Here is a 14,213-nt window from a genome sequence, read left to right on the forward strand (position 1 = left end):
GCACGACAGTCGGCACACCACCCGCGCGCCGGTGCCCTCGCTCGCGGCCCCACGGCATCGGACGACGCGCCCGCCGGCCTCGAGCGGCGCCCGGGTCGATGCACGCACCGCGCTTGGCATCACATGGCACGCAAACTCGGCCCGGCCCGGATACTCCGGGCCGGGCCGAGTTTGTTCGTCGATCAGTCGGTTGTACCGGCGAACCATCCGAGCGAGCCGGCCCGGCTCCAGGGCTCGCGTGCTTCCACAGCGGATGCCCGGACTCGGACCGAAGCGCACCATGGAATCAATGAACCACCGCATGGGCGACATCAGCCCCCCGGGACGGCTCGCCGGTCCTGACGAGGGGATCAGCCCGGAGGAATTGGCACTCGCGGCGCGCAACCACGGCCTGCCTCTGGAGGCTCTGCGCCACGATGTGACCCCACCCGGATTGCATTACCTGCTCACCCACTACGACATTCCCGCAGCCCGCGTCGACGACTGGCGGCTCGTGGTGGGTGGTCGGGTGCGCACATCGCTGACCCTGGACGTGCGGACGCTGCGGTCCTTCCCGGCCGTCACCCATCGCGTGACGATGGAGTGTGCCGGCAACGGCCGGGCACGGCTGACGCCCCGACCGGTCAGTCAGCCGTGGCTGGTCGAGGCGGTCGGCACCGCCGAGTGGACCGGAGTCCCGCTGCGCCTGCTGCTTGCCGAAGCCGGGGTGGAGGCGGATGCCGTCGAGGCGGTCTTCGGCGGGGCCGACCACGGCGTGGAGCGCGGCGTCGAGCAGGATTACCGGCGCAGTCTGCCGACGGCGGTGTGCACCGGAAGCGATCCGGAACCGGAAGTGCTGGTGGCCTACGACATGAACGGAATGCCGCTGCCCCCGCAACACGGCTGCCCGCTACGCCTGGTGGTACCGGGCTGGTATGGGATGGCGCAGGTGAAATGGCTGCGCGAGATCACACTGGTCGACGCGCCTTTCACCGGCTTCCAGCAGGCGGTGGCCTATCGGTATCGACAAAGGCAGGACGAACCGGGTGAGCCGGTGACGCGGATCGCCCCACGGGCGTTGATGATTCCGCCCGGATTTCCGGACTTCATGTCGCGGGCGCGGGTGGTACGGCCCGGCCCGGTGCTGTTGGAGGGGCGGGCGTGGTCCGGATTCGGAGCGGTTGCCCGGGTCGAGGTCAGCGCGGATGACGGGCGCACCTGGACAATGGCGGACCTCGCCCCGGAAGACGACCATCGGTGGGCCTGGCGGGGGTGGAGTGCGAGGTGGCAGGCCACGGTCGGCTCCCACGTACTGAGTGTGCGGGCGATGGATGCGCCGGGTAACGCGCAGCCGCTCACCCAGTCCTGGAATCGTGGCGGATTCGGGAACAACGCGGTGCAGCGGATTGCCGTCTCGTGCGTTTCACCCTGACCCGAGGAGCACGCGCCGCCCCCGGGTGGGCTCGGCGACGGTGGATCACCCCTCGCCGCGGCAGTGGCCGACATCCCGAATGTGACGTTTCGCGTCGCGAGCGCCGAACCATTCGATCGGGTGACGCGTAGCCGCCGGGTGGCCGGGCAGGCGTCCGGCACGACGGCGTCGACCTCGGGGAAGGATCGCCGATGGGTACGAGCTGGCAGGTCACCGCATTCCGGGAGGATTCGCGCTCTCCCGCTCGAATGCCGCGCCCATCGCCGTCCGGACGAGAGCAGGGGTGGCACTCCCGGTCTCGGCGGGCCCGTATGTCGAAGTCGACCCGGAGTACCGTCCGCCGTCCACCCACGTGCCTGTGAGGAAGGTCATGCCTCGACTTCGGCGTTCCCTCGTCCGGTGGCGCGTGCCACGACAGACCGGGGCTTGCGGTCGAGCCCGCAACGCGATGCGGACCACTCTCACCGAATGGGGCTGGGACAAGGACCACGTCGCGGCGGTCGTCCTGGTCGCCTCGGAACTGCTGACCAACGCGCAACTGCACACCGACGGGGACGTGCGACTGGTCCTGCGCCGGACCCGACGCGGCGTACGGTTGTCCGTCTCCGACACCGATCCCCGAATGCCGACGCGCCGCGACACCGGCGCCGAACACGAGGGCGGCTTCGGACTGCACATCCTCGACACCATCACCACCGACTGGGGCGTTCGGACACACCGGGCCGGCAAGACCGTCTGGGCCGACCTCGACGCCCATCGCCCCGACGCGAACCCACGCCCGGGACCGGTGCGCGCCGCCCGAACGAGCGCCGCCTGGGCCCGAGCGGCCCTTCGCCCGCTACGCCGGGCGGGCCCGGCGGCGGCCCACCGAGGAGCGCGACTGGCTCGATCGGCGGTGCGGGTGTGGCGACGGGTCGGCTCGATCGGCGGGTCGGCGCGCGGCTGGGCGCCCTCGGTGACGCAACGGATGCGACGGTTGTGGCGCGGGAATCCGCGCCCGCTGCTCGCGGATGTGATGTCCTCGCCGTGGTCCGACCCGCGGCACGAGCCGGACGGGCCGGGCTCGGGATGTTCCCCGGCTCGCCGCGATCAGGTGCCGGCGCCGTGCCATTGCAGGAGCAGGATGGTGGCGTCGTCCCGGAGACGGTCGTGGTGGTACTCGCGGATCGCTCGGATGAGCCGGCGCAGGGTTTCGGGGGCGGGGAGGCCATCCGCTATGTGGCGGATGACGAAGTCGACGAACCGGTCGAGTCCGAAGATCTCGCCCTGGGGATTGCGGGCGTCGGTGACGCCGTCGGTGTAGAGCAGGAGCCAGTCGCCGGGTTCGAGCTGCTCGTCGTACAACCTGACGGGCAGGCCCATGTCCGTGCCCATCGGATGGGCGGGCGGGCGTTCCAGAGTGGCGACCCATTGGCCGTTGCGGATCACGATCGGTGGGTGATGGCCGCGGTTGACCCAGGTCAAGGCGCCGGTGAGCAGGTCGAGTTCGGCGATGATCGCGGTGGCGTAGCGGCTGCGGCCGAACTGTTCCACGAGCGCGGCCTCGATCGCCTCGCTGGTTTCGACCAGGCCCACGCCGTGGCGGCGGCTGCTGCGGCAGCCGGCCAGGGCGAGGGCGACGGTGAGGCCGGCGGAGGTGTCGTGGCCCATGGCGTCGAAGACGGCCAGGTGGGCGGTGTCCCCGTCGACGGCGTACTCGTACGCGTCGCCGCCCATCTCGTACGCCGGTTCCATGGCCGCGCTGACGGTGGCCTGAGCGCCGGCGAAGGAACCGGGCGGCATCAGGGTCCACTGCATCTCGGCGGCCAGACCCATCGGGCGGGTGCGGACCAGGCGTTCGTAGGTGTCGCTGTAGGCGCGTTTGCTCACCAGGAGCAACCCCACCAGGAGTGCGAGGTCGAGCGCCTTGTCGAGGACGGTGTCGTCGGTGTCGTCGGTTTCCAGGCCCAGGACGCCCAGGCGTTCGGCGCCGTCCACGAGGGGCAGCCACAAACGCCTGGTGGGCGCTGCGCCGGAGTCGACGTCGTCGGCGCCTGCCGGCGACTCGACGAGTTCGACACTCTGGAAGGCGCGGCCGGCCAGCGTGGCATCGATGCGAAGCTCCGCCTCGGGGACCACGTCCGCTCCGCCCGCGTGCTCTCCTCGGCCGGGGACCAGGCGGAGCAGTTGTTGTTGCACGTCCACGAGGTAGACCAGCGGGTGGGCCAGACCCAGCGGTCGGGCGTGCGCGGCGATCAGGTCCGGAAGATCCTCCAGGACGGCGTGCCGACTTGCCCGGAGCAGCCCGCCCGTCGTGGCCGCACCGTTCGAAAGAGGCTTCACACGGCATCCTGTCCTGATTCGAGTCCCGCGTCTCCAACGGTCGATCACGACGACGTCGGTCGACTCGTGCCGCTCGGGCAACATCCGAAGGTAACAGAGATGGCCTCCGGGACTGTCACGGAGCCCGCCCCCGGCCTCTCTCGGGTGGCCCGGCGGGCGCGCGCCCGACAGGGCGCCGCGCCTCGGCGTCTTCGGTGGGTCAGTGCTTCTCGTCGGACGCGGTCCCGGCCGCGTCGCGCAGCTCGGCGTTCAGCCGCAGGGCCTCCTCCAACTGGTCCTCGAGGATGACGATGCGGCAGGCGGCGTCGACGGCGGTGCCCTGGTCGACGAGTTCGCGGGCGCGCTGGGCGATGCGCAACTGGTAGCGGGAGTAGCGGCGGTGGCCGCCCTCGGAACGCAGGGGGGTGATCAGGCCGTACTCGCCGATGGCGCGCAGGAAGCCCTGGGAGGCGCCGATCAACGCGGCCGCGCGGCCCATCGTGTAGGCGGGGTAGTCGTCGTCGTCGAGCCTGTCGGGCTTGGCTGGGGTCGAGCCGGAATCGGGGGCCATCGGCGCCTCTCTTGAGTTCACATTCGTCAAAGTCGTCAGGGAAACGCGTCGAGGGGCCCTGGTGCCGTACGGCACCAGGGCCCCGAAAGAAATCCACACCATCCACCGACACCGACGTGTCGGCCTACCTGTTCCGCATCCGCCTCACGTGGCGGGGCTGCGGGGATCGCAATTGCGTGACCGCGGACCACCTTTCGTACCGGTGTTCTCGACGGATCCCGCTCGGCCGAACAACCTCACCGCACCGAGCGGGCGATCCGGATGGCGTTCACTCCTTCCTTTCCTGGCGTTGTGCAACGTGTAATGCCACCGCGGGTACAACCGAACTGCAGGTACTGCCGGGTTACTGCTCGTCCTGCACGACGGCCCGTGGGCCGCCCTCAGTTTCTCCTCGGCCCGACAACCAGCCTCCGGAACCCTTCGCCGAACAACACACGGCCCCGGGACTCTGCTGTCGAACCCTCAACAACGCGCGCCAGTTCGTCTCTGTCGCGCCTCACTGATTCGCTTGGCTACGAGAGAAAACATACCCACCGAATTCCACGATGTCTACTCCCGCCACGATAGATTTTCGAGCGTCATCGGAGGCGGAAACTTCCCTCCCGTCGCGAGCGGACGACACCGCGGTGCGGGGCCGGCGGCGGGCGCGCCGAGACGCGGCACGCTCGCCGCCGGCCCCCAACCACCATGTGTGGGTGGCCACATGCCCGACTCGCCGACTGTGCCGGTTACGGGGACGGGTTCACTGCCCCGGTGCCGGCACCGGGCTGTTGTGATAGGCGGCGATGAGCCACCGGCCGTCCTGTTTCTCGAAGACCCAGGTCGCGTTCACCTTGCCCGTGTCCGGAACCTCGCTCTGGCCGGGGAACAGGATGCCGGATTCGCTGACGACGATCGCGGCGTCCCTACCGACGAAGCGGAGGCTGAGCTGCCTGTTGTAGGTCGAGCTGTCCTTGAGCGGCCCGGCGAAGGCCGGCGCCATGTTCTCCCGGATCACCTCACGGCCGTCGCGGAGCGAACCGGTCATGATGGCGGTCGCGTCCGCGGTGTAGTCGGCGACCATGCCCTCGGCGTCCCCGCCCTCCCACGCCTTGTAGGAGTCGACCAGGACGGCCTGGATGGCGGCCCTGTCTTCCGCACGACTGTCGAACATCGGATCTCCCTCGTGATCGGTTCGCCGGGGATTCCGGCGAACTCGTCACTACATACCGGCGGCGGGGTCGGAACTCATCGCGCCCGCGGCAAAAATCCGTCGCAGGCGTGCCCGATCCGGAAGGGTCGCCGTCCGGGTATCACCTCCGGGCCGTACCCCGACACGAAGCAGTCCGACCACGGCTTCCCGTGCGCGCCATCGGTCTGCCTCACCATCGGTCGACCTCGGCGGCGATCAGGTGGTCGCGAGTCCCCGGGAGTCGAGCCGGGCCGCCAGACCGAAGGACGCGAAGACCTCGGAATCCTGGAACACCGAATTCCGGCTGATGCCCGCGGCGGTGACGGTGAAGATCTGGAGCGTGTGCAGCTCGTATCCGCCGCCGACGCGCCGATAGGCGGCGAACCCGGGCTGGCCGTTGGCCGCGACCGGCTTCAGCCGCCAGTCCGTTCCGGCCGCCTCGAAGACCCACTCCATGAACAGACCGTATTTGCCGGGGCCGGCGAACCAGTTGAGCATCGGCGGCATCTCCATGATCACGTCCTCCGTGAGCAGCCGCTTGAGACCCTCGACATCGGCCTGCTCGAACGCCTTCATGTAGCGATCGACCCAGGCGCGCTGCTCGGCCGTCGACGGCTCGCCGAGACGCTCCTGCCGGCCCCCGACCTCCTTCATCCGGGTACGCGCCCGCTGCAGAGAACTGTTCACCGATACGACGGTGGTGCCGAGGATTTCCGCCGCCTCGGACGCGGAGAAGGCGAGCACGTCACGCAGGATCAACGCACCACGCTGACGCGCCGACAGGTGCTGCAGCGCGGCGGCGAACGCCAGTCGCAGGCTGCTGCGGTCGATCACGATCCCGGCCGGATCCCCCGCGTCCACCATGGAGTCCGGCAGGGGCTGGAGCCAGGCGAGGTTCTCTCCCCGCACGAGCGGCGCGAGCGGCTCCGACGCGGCCACCGGACCCGAGGGCAGCGGTCGGCGGCCGCGGGCCCCCAAGGCGGTCAGACAGACGTTCGTCGCGATCCGGTAGAGCCAGGTACGCAGCGAACCGCGAGTCTCGTCGTACCGCTCCCGCGCCCGCCACGCCCTCAGGTACGTGTCCTGGACCAGGTCCTCGGCGTCGTGAGCCGAGCCGAGCATCCGGTAGCAGTACGCCGGCAACTCCGAACGGAACGGTTCGACCAGACGATCGAAGCCTTCCCTCTCGGCCGTCACGCCCGCACCATCGCGGGCGCACGTCGTCCCGGTGTTCCTCGGCCGCCCGGGCGGACGCGGTGAGCACGGTCGAGGTCACCGCGTCCCAGGGCGCGAGCACACGCACCGGCGCCGTCGGGTTCGGCGGGCAGCGGTTCGGCGTCGACGACCTCCGGGGCGCCGCCCGGCGCGATCATCTCGTTCACCTGCGCGGCTCGGGGTGCGGGACGGCCGGGCCGGCGGCGAGGGGTTTCTCCTCGGGGTGGCCGAGGGGTTCGGCGGCGGCGATCAGGTTGCGCAGCGCGCCGCTGAGGGCGTCGACGTCGCGGGCGAGATCCACCGCGTCGCGGGTGGCGCGCCAATGCGCGGCGTCGAGAGCACGGCGGGCGGCGGTGAGCGCGGCGCGCAGGTCCCCGGCAAGGTCGCGGACCGAGGGATCGGGGGTGGTGATGGCGGACTCCCTTCCCGGACCGGTGCCGTTCGGGGTCGTCTCCGACCTCGGATACGTCATCCTATCCGAGGTCGGAACGCGGGACCGGAACAACGGGCTCCGGGAACGGGTTTGTGCCGCAACGCCGTTCGCCTCGTTCCACGATTGCCGTACACCGCGAGCGAAGCAGACCGCAACGAACGACGACGAGGGCTGAAACGACCGGGAGGACAACCGCACCCACCGAATGGTCGTCAACCACGAGGATTCGTGGGCGGGTCGGTGCGGCGGACCGGCGCGGTGCGGGAACGGGGCGTCGAAGCAGCCCCCCGTCGCCCGATTTCAGGGCGCTGAAACCGTCTTGAAACCACGCTGAATGCGTCCTGCCGCAACCTCTGCGGCATGACGACAACGACATCACACTCGCCGGCCATCGCGGCCGAGGGCCTGCGCAAGGCCTACGGGGGCAGGACGGTCCTCGACGGCATCGACCTGGCCGTGCCGACCGGCACCGTCTTCTCCCTGCTCGGCCCGAACGGCGCCGGCAAGACCACCGCCGTCAAGATCCTCTCCACGCTCATCCGCGCCGACGGCGGACAGGCCCGGGTCGCCGGTCACGACGTCGCCACCTCACCCGACGGAGTCCGCGCCGCGATCGGCGTCACCGGGCAGTTCTCCGCCGTCGACGGCCTGATCACCGGCGAGGAGAACATGCTCCTGATGGCCGACCTGCACCACCTCCCCAAGCGCGAGGGACGCCGCGGCACCGCCGAGTTGCTGGCGCGCTTCGACCTCACCGAGGCCGCGAAGAAGCCCGCGTCCACCTACTCCGGCGGCATGAAACGCCGCCTCGATCTCGCCATGACGCTGGTCGGCGACCCGCGGATCATCTTCCTCGACGAGCCCACCACCGGCCTGGACCCGCGCAGCCGCCACAACATGTGGGGCATCATCCGCGAACTCGTCTCCGACGGCGTCACCGTCTTCCTCACCACCCAATACCTCGACGAGGCCGACGAACTCGCCGACCGCATCGCCGTGCTCCACGACGGAAGGATCGCCGCCGAGGGCACCGCCGACGAGCTGAAACGCCTCGTCTCCGGCGGACACGTCCGACTCCGCTTCACCGACCCACGCGCCTACGAACGCGCCGCCGCCGCCCTGCACGGCGTCACCTGCGACGACGAGACATTGTCCCTACAGATCCCCAGCGACGGCAGCCAACGCGAACTGCGCTCCGTCCTCGACCGCCTCGACGCGGACGACATCGAAGCCGACGAACTCACCGTCCACACCCCCGACCTCGACGACGTCTTCTTCGCCCTCACCGGCGGCACCGACGTCCCCAACCAACCCGAGGCAGTCGCCCGATGAGCTCCCTGACCCTCGCCGTACGCGACTCGAACACGATGTTGCGCCGCAACCTCCTGCACGCCCGGCGCTACCCCTCCCTCACCCTCAACATCCTGCTGACGCCGATCGTCCTGCTGCTGCTCTTCGTCTACGTCTTCGGCGACGTGATGAGCGCGGGCATCGACGGCGGCGGCGCCGATCGCGCCGGCTACATCGCCTATCTCGTCCCGGGCATCCTGATGATGACCATCGGCGCCACCCCGGCCGGGACCGCGATCTCCGTGTCCATGGACATGACCGAGGGCATCATCGCCCGCTTCCGCACGATGGCGATCCATCGAGGGGCGGTGCTCATCGGGCACGTCGTCGCAAGCGTGCTACAGGCGGTCATCAGCGTCGTCCTCGTGGGCGCCGTCGCCGTGGCCATCGGCTTCCGGTCCACCGACGCCACGGCCCTGGAATGGCTCGCGGCGTTCGGCCTGCTCACCCTGGTCGCCGTGGCGTTCACCTGGATCGCCGTCGGGATCGGCCTGGCCGGCCCCAACGCCGAGGCGGCCAGTAACAACGCGCTGCCGCTGATCATCCTCCCGCTCATCTCCAGCGCCTTCGTGCCCATCGACGCGATGCCGGGCTGGTTCCAGCCGATCGCCGAATACCAGCCGTTCACCCCCGCCATCGAAACCCTGCGCGGCCTGCTGCTCGGCACCGAGATCGGCGACAACGCGTGGATCACGCTCATCTGGTGCCTGGGCCTGACCGCCCTCGGGTGCCACTGGTCGAATGCGCTGTTCCGCCGCGACCCGAAATGAGCGTGCGGGCTGCCTCCCGCAGCTCGTCCCGCCCCAGGGCGGCGTACTCCGACACCGCTTCGGCGTACGCCACCCGGTCGGCGTCCTCGGCCACCCGCCGGGCGCGGTCCCCCGACATCGTCGGCGCGAACTCGCGCAGCACCCGCAGTCGTTCGGCCAGGGCGATCATCCGCACGGCGCGGGCGTCGCCGGCCGCGAGCCCCGACACGCCGAGCGCGTGCAGCACCGTCCCGAACACAGGGAGTTCCACCGGCGTGCGGGACGGGCCGGCAAGCAGCGTCCACAGCCGCTGCCGCAACCCAACGACCAGCTCCGCGACGGGCTCGAGACGGCCGGCGTGCGCGTGCGCCGTCACCGCCGCCGCCTGGATCTGCAGCGCCCACGGGTCGAGCCAGGGGTCGCCGCCATGCATCGTGTCGGCCTCGGACATCCGCTCCACGGCGCTGCGCCACAGGCCGAGCCCCGCCTCGGTCAGTCCGCGAGCGAGCGCGATCTCGGCGCGCGCGCCGAGGTCGGGGCTGTAGAAGGCATCGTGCCGTGGGGTGTTGTCGCCCTGGGCCTGCCCCAGCCAGTACTCGGCTTCGTCGTAGTGGCCGCGCTGCAGGCAGGCGAGGGCGAGGGCCGAGCGGATGCCGATGTAGTCGTGCGCGTCGCCGAGCCGCGGCAGCTGCTCGAGCGCCGCCTCGAGGTGTCTGTACGCGGCTTCGCCCTGCCCGGTCCTCAAGCACAGCTCGCTCAGCCGGGAATGACCCATGAGCCGCAGGAACGGGTTGTCGGCCGAAGCCAGTGCGGCGGTCATCCGGCGGGCGGAGGCGAGTGCGCGGTCGATGTCGTGCTCGTGCTCCCAGACATAGGTGGCGACACACTCGGCGATGCCGGCGACCAGCGGCTGCTCGTGGTCGCAGAGCCTGTGCAGTACGCCGTAGTCGGGAGGCAGCATCTCGGGGATCGCGCTCAGCACCGCCGCGGTGGCGCGCAGCAGCGTGTCCGGCGGGGCCGGCGGCAGTCGCCGCAGGGTGACGAGCCGACGGGTGACGTCGGCGTGCGGACCGTAGTCCATGAACAGGCTCGCCATGCTCAACACCGCCGCCGCGCGGGCGACTTCGACGTATTGGGGCTCTGGGCGATAGCGCGACAGCAGCGGACCGGTGTCCGCGGCCAGGGCGGTGAGGCGGGGGTGGTTGGAGTCGGTGGACCACAGGGCGGCGAGGACGGCGGTGAGGGCGGCGGTGGTGGGGCCGTCCGTACGAGCCAGGGCGTGCCGCAGCGCCGACACGAGGTTGTCCTGCTCGGCCCTGATCCGCTCCCAGGCGGTCCGCGGTTCCGAGCCGAATACCCAGTCGTGGTGGGCGACCCCGAAGTCCCGCGCCCAGGCCAGGAATCGGCCGATGACCTCGTCGTCCTCGCCCGCCTCCGCGCGCCGGGCCGCGCTGAACTCCCTTACCGTCTCCAGCATCCGGAACCGCACGCCGGCCGGGGTGTCAGTGACGGTCAGCAGCGACTGATCGGTCGCCTGCTCCAGGAGGAACAGCGCGTTCCGGCCGAGGAGATGCTCCGCCGCTTCGCCCAGGAAGCCGCCCGGGAAGATCGACAGCGCGCGCAGCGCCGCCCTGGCGTCCCGGGCGAGCAGGTTCCAGCTCCACTCCACGACCGCGTGCAGGGTGCGGTGGCGCTCCGGCGCGTCCCGCGCCCCGCCGCGAAGGAGTGCGAATCGGTCGCCGAGGCGGCGGGCGATCTCCGCGACCGACAGCACTCGCACCCGCGCCGCGGCCAACTCCACCGCGAGCGGCAGTCCGTCGAGGTGGCGGCACAGCCCGGCCACCGTGTCCGACGGCAGCTCCACGCCGGGCCGGGCGGCACGGGCCCGCTGCGTGAACAATTCGATGGAGGTGTCGAGACCGAGCTCCGGCAGCGCGTACACCGCCTCCGAGGTGAGGTCCAGCGGGGATCGGCTGGTGGAGAGCACCCGCAGGTCCTTCGTGCACGCGACCAGGTGCTGTACGAGGTCGGCGGCGCCCCGGATGACCTGCTCGCAGTTGTCCAGAACCAGCAGGGCGGGCCCGGAGCCGAGCACACCGAGGATGGCGGAGACCGGGTCGGCCGGGGCGTGGCCGCTCAGCGCGCCGGGCCGTCCCTCGCCCGCGCCGAGCGCGGAGACCACCTCCGCGGCCACGTCCTCGTCCGCGGTGACGCCGGCGAGCGGCACGAAGTACACCGCGCGTTGCCCGGCCCGGCGGCTGACGGCGTGCACGAGCCGGGTCTTGCCGAGGCCACCGGGTCCCACGACGGTGACGGCGCGAGATGCGCGCAGCAGCCGATCCACCGCCGCGATGTCCTCGTCCCGCCCCAGCAGCCGGTTCGGCTCGTGCGGCACGCCGCGCCTGACCGCAGGCGCCTCGGTGCGCAGCAGCTCCCGCTGTACGGCCTGGAGCCCGCCGCCGGGATCCGAGCCGAGTTCCTCGCGCAGCTCGCGGCGGTACGCCTCATACCGCGTCAGCGCGGCGGAGGGGCCCGCCGTCGCCGCCTCGCCGCGCAGCAGCTCGGCGAGCACCTCCTCGTCGCGTGGATGCTCCGCGGCGGCCGCGGCCAGCGGCCCCACCGCCTCCGCGTAGCGCCCCAGCCGGGCGAGCGCGAGCGCCCGCGCACGTACGAGCGAGCCGCGAACGGGGGCGCGCTCGGCGCGCAGCGCGGCCACGGGGTCGTCGGTGGCGCCGGCCCCGCCCGGGGTGCCCTCCCACAACGCGAGCCCGGCCTCGGCCGCCGCCAGCGCCCCCGCGTGGTCCCCGGCCCTGGCCCGGTCCGCGCTCGCGGCGGCGTGCAGCAGCAGGGCCGAGCTGTCGACCCGATCCTCGGCGAGGGCGAGCCGATATCCGGTCGGCGTGCTCGCCAGGACGCCGGCACCCAACTGCGCCCGCGCCCTGGACACCAGAACCTGCACCGCCTTCGCCGGCCGCTCCGGCAACTCGTCCGGCCACAGCCCCTCCACCAGACGCTCGGTACTGCAACCCGTACGCAGATCACCCGCGAGCAGCGCGAGGAGAGCACGGAGCCGCGGCGCCGTGACCTCCCGTCCGCGATAGGCGACACGCGGCAACAGCGTCAAGTCGGTGGTCACCCGTGCAGATTAGCCAAGGCCCGGCCGCCGGAACCCCCGCTGCGGGCCGAACTCCCGCTGCGGGGGCTTACGCCCCACCATGCCGTCCAAGGCGTACCCGAACTCGTACACCTCGGGTCCGGCCCGACCCGGGTGCCGAACGGCGAGCGCGGACTCGTCGTGCTCGGCGCGTCGGCCCCATCCCTGCGCTTCCTTCGACAACGGCCCCACGGTCCCCCGACGCCACGCCGCCGGCCCCGGCCGACGGCGGACGACGGACGACCGCCCGTCCCGTCCGGTAGCTCGCCGGACCGGTGCGGACGTCATGGCCATGCGGTACTTGTAGTCCTCCAACGGGGCGCTGCGTCGCATCGGGGGACCCCGCGACCGAGACCCGCAGCACGACGGGTCGACCCGGATCGCAGCGGGGCGTCGGGCACTCGGCAAACTTGCGCCATGAAACTTCCAACATTGAGCCAAGGCGCCAACTTGCCCGTCGATTCCTCGGAAATCCGTGCCGAGCTTTCGTGGTCCCAAGGCCCCGGGGTACCCGACATCGACGCGTCCGCGCTGCTCCTCACGGACGCCGGACGCGTGCGTGGGGACGGTGACTTCGTCTTCTACAACCAGCCGCGCCACCCGTCCGAGGCGGTGACGCATCTGGGGAAGGAGAAGACCGCCGACGGCGTGACGGACACGCTCGCGATCCATCTGGCCGTCGTGGAAGACGCGATACAACGGGTCCTGCTGTGCGCGTCGTCCGAGGGTGGCACCTTCGGTCATGTGCCGGACCTGAGTCTCAGGTTGCTGGATACGCGGACGTCGGCCGAGATCGCGCGCTTCGACATGGAGGGCGGGATCGAGACCGCCTTCGTCAGCGGTGAGTTGTACCGGCACCACGGGCAGTGGAAGTTCCGCGCGGTCGGGCAGGGGTACGCCTCCGGGCTCGCCGGGCTGGCCGCGGACTACGGCATCGCGGTGCACGACGAGCCGACGACCGACCCTGCCGCGTCCCCGCCGGCTCCCGGTCAACCGGTCGCTCCCCAGCCCCCGTCCGTGTCGGCGACGGTGCCCGTCGCCGAGCCGGTCGGGCACGGCGCGGAGGCGTTGCCCGTGGACATGCGCAATCGCCTTTCGCTTCGCAAGGAGCAGGTGGCGGTGAGTCTCCGAAAGCACGGGGCGGCGGCGGGGATCGCCGCCCGAGTGATCCTGGTCATGGACGCGTCCGGCTCCATGGACTGGCTCTACTCCCGCGGTGTCGTCGCCGACGTGGTGGAGCGCATGACGGCCGTGGCCGCGCAGTTGGAGGACGACGGTGTGATGCAGGCCTGGACGTTCGCCTCGGACCCGGCGCGCCTTCCGGACCTGCGTGTGGGTGAACTCCCCGAATGGCTCCGGCTCCACGTCCGTCCGGGAGGGGACGAGTCCGAGCAGGAACTGCAAGCGGGTCAGGTCGACATGGCGGCGGTCGGTTACGGCAACGAAGAGCACAAGGTGATCGCCGAGGTTCGCTCGTACGTCCGGGAGCATCCGTCCGCCGCTCCCACCCTGGTGCTGTTCTTCTCGGACGGCGGCGTCTATCGCAACAACGAGATCAAGCGTGAACTCAAGGACGCGTCCACGGAACCGATGTTCTGGCAGTTCGTGGGCCTGGGCAACGCGGACTACGGCGTACTGCGGCGCCTCGACACCATGCGCGGCCGCCGCGTCGACAACGTCGGCTTCTTCGCCGTGGACGACATCAGCGACGTTCCCGATCAAGAGCTTTACGACCGGCTGCTCTCCGAGTTCCCGACCTGGATCACCGCCGCCCGTCGCAAGAACGTCCTTTGAGGAGGCGGCCCCGCACGCCGTGCGCGCGGGGCCGCCCGGCGACCATCGGCGCGCCGAACCATTC

Annotated in this window: 11 protein-coding genes and 1 pseudogene; 5 read left to right on the forward strand and 7 right to left on the reverse strand. The window is 71.2% G+C overall.

Features of this window, described 5'->3' with window-relative positions; genetic code table 11:
* Positions 1–289 precede the first annotated feature (289 nt).
* Both OG948_RS39775 and OG948_RS39780 read left to right on the forward strand, forming a co-directional pair.
* Positions 290–1,411 (forward strand): sulfite oxidase, encoded by a 1,122-nt coding sequence (locus OG948_RS39775; RefSeq protein ID WP_331773452.1) that lies wholly within the window; start codon positions 290–292, stop codon positions 1,409–1,411.
* 370 nt (positions 1,412–1,781) lie between these two features.
* Positions 1,782–2,141: pseudogene (locus OG948_RS39780) on the forward strand (ATP-binding protein); the annotation flags it as partial.
* Between the two features lie 359 nt (positions 2,142–2,500).
* Here the strand turns inward: OG948_RS39780 and OG948_RS39785 are convergent.
* From OG948_RS39785 to OG948_RS39805, 5 genes are all read right to left on the reverse strand, one after another.
* Positions 2,501–3,733 carry a PP2C family protein-serine/threonine phosphatase gene (locus tag OG948_RS39785; protein WP_331769848.1) on the reverse strand — a complete coding sequence of 411 codons (1,233 nt, stop codon included), beginning with the start codon at positions 3,731–3,733 and terminating at the stop codon, positions 2,501–2,503.
* A 199-nt stretch (positions 3,734–3,932) separates the two neighbouring features.
* Positions 3,933–4,283 (reverse strand): MerR family transcriptional regulator, encoded by a 351-nt coding sequence (locus OG948_RS39790; RefSeq protein ID WP_331769849.1) that lies wholly within the window; start codon positions 4,281–4,283, stop codon positions 3,933–3,935.
* 742 nt (positions 4,284–5,025) lie between these two features.
* Positions 5,026–5,436, reverse strand: a complete 411-nt coding sequence (locus OG948_RS39795) for an SgcJ/EcaC family oxidoreductase (RefSeq protein ID WP_331769850.1) — start codon at positions 5,434–5,436, stop codon at positions 5,026–5,028.
* A 234-nt stretch (positions 5,437–5,670) separates the two neighbouring features.
* Complete coding sequence (locus tag OG948_RS39800) at positions 5,671–6,651, reverse strand: sigma-70 family RNA polymerase sigma factor (protein ID WP_331769851.1); 981 nt, start codon at positions 6,649–6,651, stop codon at positions 5,671–5,673.
* Positions 6,652–6,832: 181 nt separating this feature from the next.
* The gene (locus OG948_RS39805; RefSeq protein WP_331769852.1) at positions 6,833–7,141 is read right to left on the reverse strand and encodes a hypothetical protein; all 309 of its coding nucleotides are present in this window, start codon (positions 7,139–7,141) and stop codon (positions 6,833–6,835) included.
* 321 nt (positions 7,142–7,462) lie between these two features.
* Here OG948_RS39805 and OG948_RS39810 point away from each other — a divergent pair, with 321 nt between their 5' ends.
* Together OG948_RS39810 and OG948_RS39815 are read left to right on the forward strand one after the other, a co-directional pair.
* A complete protein-coding gene (locus OG948_RS39810) occupies positions 7,463–8,434 on the forward strand; it encodes an ATP-binding cassette domain-containing protein (protein WP_331769853.1) in 972 nt (323 codons plus the stop codon).
* The gene (locus tag OG948_RS39815; RefSeq protein ID WP_331769854.1) at positions 8,431–9,222 is read left to right on the forward strand and encodes an ABC transporter permease; all 792 of its coding nucleotides are present in this window, start codon (positions 8,431–8,433) and stop codon (positions 9,220–9,222) included. Before OG948_RS39810 ends, OG948_RS39815 begins: the two co-directional genes overlap by 4 nt.
* Here OG948_RS39815 and OG948_RS39820 read toward each other — a convergent pair.
* On the reverse strand, positions 9,149–12,337 hold the full coding sequence (locus OG948_RS39820; protein WP_331769855.1) for a BTAD domain-containing putative transcriptional regulator: 3,189 nt from the start codon (positions 12,335–12,337) through the stop codon (positions 9,149–9,151). The genes OG948_RS39815 and OG948_RS39820 overlap by 74 nt on opposite strands.
* A 9-nt stretch (positions 12,338–12,346) precedes the next feature.
* Entirely contained in the window at positions 12,347–12,538 is a 192-nt protein-coding gene (locus OG948_RS39825; RefSeq protein ID WP_331769856.1) for a hypothetical protein, read from the reverse strand.
* Between the two features lie 234 nt (positions 12,539–12,772).
* On the opposite strand from OG948_RS39825, the gene OG948_RS39830 reads away from it, so the two are divergent.
* Complete coding sequence (locus OG948_RS39830) at positions 12,773–14,149, forward strand: VWA domain-containing protein (protein WP_331769857.1); 1,377 nt, start codon at positions 12,773–12,775, stop codon at positions 14,147–14,149.
* Positions 14,150–14,213 lie beyond the last annotated feature (64 nt).

Source organism: Embleya sp. NBC_00888 (genome assembly GCF_045207655.1).
Lineage (GTDB): Bacteria > Actinomycetota > Actinomycetes > Streptomycetales > Streptomycetaceae > Embleya.